The sequence below is a fragment of the Corallococcus llansteffanensis genome, assembly GCF_003612055.1.
Taxonomy (GTDB): domain Bacteria; phylum Myxococcota; class Myxococcia; order Myxococcales; family Myxococcaceae; genus Corallococcus; species Corallococcus llansteffanensis.
This window is the reverse complement of the sequence record NZ_RAWB01000874.1, coordinates 1-2,618: the sequence shown is the minus strand read 5'-3', so window position 1 is coordinate 2,618 and position 2,618 is coordinate 1. Positions and strand designations below refer to the sequence as shown.

The window sequence follows — 2,618 nt, the reverse complement described above, 5'->3', positions numbered from 1 at the left end:
GGGTGGGCGGGTGCGACGTGCTGGCCACCTTCGTGTGCTCGCCCGCGGAGGAGCGCGAGCGGCTGGGCATCCACAGCCCGGTGCATGTGGAGCTGCTGGCGCCCCAGGTGCGCGACCTGGAAGCGCTGGACCCCGTGGTGGAGCGGGTGCTGCACCGCGAGGTGCGCGAGTGCGTGGGGGACCTGGAGGGCGAGGGCCGCGTGGACGTGGTGCTGGAGCCCGGCTATGGCCGCCCGGCGGACCACCTGCTGCACGTGGCGCACGCGCACGCCGTGGACCTGACGGTGGTGGGCATGCACCTGCGCGGCGGGGTGCAGCGGCTGTGGCACGGCTCGGTGTCCGAAGGCGTGCTGCGCTACGCGGAGCGGTCGGTGGCGTGCATCCCGCCCGGCGCCCGGGAGCCGCGCCGCATCCCCCCGCCCCGCAGCGTGCTGGTGCCGGTGGACTTCACCGCCGCGTCCGGGCAGGCCATCGCGCAGGCGTGCACGCTGGTGGGACCGGGCGGCCGCGTGCACCTGCTGCACGTGCACCAGCTGCGGGGCCGCGAGCGGGGCCCCCGGGACATCCACGGCGTGCTCCCGGAGCCCGCGGGCGAGCGGGACGCGGTGCTCAAACGGCTCTGGGACCAGGTGCCCCGGGACGCCGTCGCCCTGGCGGTGCACTGGAGCGTGGAGGGCGTCAGCGGGAACGACGTGGCGCTCGCCATCTGCCAGGCCACGGAGCGCGAGGGCGTGGACCTGGTGTGCGTGGGCACGTCGGAGCGTCACGAACCCGTGCCGGACGTGCTGGAGGGCGCGGTGGCGCGAGAGCTGGTGGCGCGCTGCCGCCGCCCGGTGATGGTGGTGCCCACCGCCTGAAGCCCGCGCTCCAGGACCGGGCTTCAGGGCCGCGCGCGGTCCCCTTGTCCGATGAACGGATGTCCAGGCTTCCGGTCGCGGCCGAACGGGTCCCTGCTCATTTCTCCCAAGTAAGGGATTGAACAGGCGACCCAGGAGGGCGTTAGACTTTGCGAGGACCCGCTTTCCTAGAAGGGCAGGGCATCCCGTGGCTCCTCGAGGCTATCGAGAAGAAGACCTCGTCTCCAACCGTGCCTCGCTGATCATCCATGGAGGTACCGAGGATGAGCGCCGTGCCTGGGCGGAGGAAGCCGCGCGCAACTTCGGCGTCCCGCTGACGGAGGTGCGTCAGGCGGCGGAGCTGCCCGGGGCGCTGCGGCAGCCCAACGGCGTGCTCTTCGTCGCGGACGTGGCGAAGCTGCCGCTGGACGCGCAGGGGCTCATCCTGCGCTGCCTGCAGATGCAGGAGGAGCGGCCCAAGGTGGTGGTGGGCGTGTCGGGCGCGGCGAGCGCGGCCCTGACGCGCGGCACGCTGCGCGAGGACCTGCACTACCGGCTGAACCAGGCGCAGGTGGACCTGCAGACAGACGGACTGCGCGACGTGCTCAAGCGGCGCTGGGCGCAGCAGGCGGAGCAGCTCGCCGTGCGCGCCGCGGCGCTGAAGGCCGCCGAGGAGAAGGAGCGCGCCGCCGCCGTGGCCCGCCGCCCCGGCTCCGTCACCCGCACCGTGCCCAAGCGCAAGGCCCCGCCGCCGGCCCGGAAGAGCGCGACCCGCAACGCGGTCCGCTGAAGAGGGCTCCGCGCAGGAGACCCCTCGTCACATGCGTGACCCCGGAGATGCCTCCGCGCGAACCGCCCGGCGCTGGAGGCTTCTAGGAGCTGCCTCCGCGAACCGCCCGGCGTAGGAAGCTTCTGGGAGCCGCCTCCGCGCGAACCGCCCGGCGCTGGAGGCTTCCGGGAGTTGCCTCCGCGAACCGCCCGGCGTAGGAGGCTTCCGGGAGCTGCCTCCGCGAACCGCCCGGCGTAGGAGGCTTCTGGGAGCCGCCTCCGCGCGAACCGCCCGGCGTAGGAAGCTTCTGGGAGCCGCCTCCGCGCGAACCGCCCGGCGCTGGAGGCTTCCGGGCGACTGCTCCGAGTGAACCGCCCGGCTCTGGAGGCTTCCGGGCCTCCCTCGCGCGAGCCGCCCGGCCCTGGAGGCTTCCCGGGGCCGGTCCGCTTCCGCGCGGCGTGTTGCTCGTTACTTGCGGCGCGAGCTCTTCACGGCGCGCCTGGCCGGGGGCGCGGACTTCTTCGCCACGGTGGCCTTGCTCGCGGTGCGGCGCTTCGCCGCGGCGGGGGCCGCCACGACCTTGCTGCCCGTCTTGCGGACCGCCGCCTTGCGCGCGGGAGCCGCCTTGCGCGCCGGGGCCGCCGCCTTGCGCGGGGTCGTGGAGGGGGTGTGCTTCGCCGCCTCCACCTTGCGGACCGTCGTGGCCCTGGCCTTGCCGCGCGCGGGGGAGACCTTCTTGCCCAGCTTCACCTGGAGCGAGTCCACCGTCCGGACCGTGGCCGACGCCGTCCCAAGGGCCGTCTGCACCAGGGCGCGCGCCCCGCGCGTGCCCACCTGGGTGACCGCGCGCTTCACCTTCTCCACCAATCCACGCTTCGCCGTCGCCATTCGCAGCCTCGTTTCGTCTGGAAGGGGCCCCTCGTTCGAGGCCCAAGGTAGTCACGCCCTCCGGCTGGAGCAGCGGTCAGGCACGTGGAGACCCTGGCAGGAGGGGCTTGTCACAGGGGGAGGGG

Annotated in this window: 3 protein-coding genes; 2 read left to right on the top strand and 1 reads right to left on the bottom strand. The window is 74.3% G+C overall.

The annotated features are described in order from the left end of the window. Positions 1–857: universal stress protein (locus D7V93_RS41510; RefSeq protein ID WP_147451628.1), on the top strand; the 857-nt coding region annotated here is incomplete at its 5' end. A gap of 187 nt (positions 858–1,044) precedes the next feature. Continuing rightward, positions 1,045–1,626: a sigma 54-interacting transcriptional regulator gene (locus D7V93_RS41505; protein ID WP_120648490.1), complete on the top strand. Its 582-nt coding sequence runs from the start codon at positions 1,045–1,047 to the stop codon at positions 1,624–1,626. Between the two features lie 447 nt (positions 1,627–2,073). Here D7V93_RS41505 and D7V93_RS45555 read toward each other — a convergent pair whose 3' ends face one another. Next, positions 2,074–2,493, bottom strand: a complete 420-nt coding sequence (locus D7V93_RS45555) for a hypothetical protein (RefSeq protein WP_158623976.1) — start codon at positions 2,491–2,493, stop codon at positions 2,074–2,076. Positions 2,494–2,618: the final 125 nt, after the last annotated feature.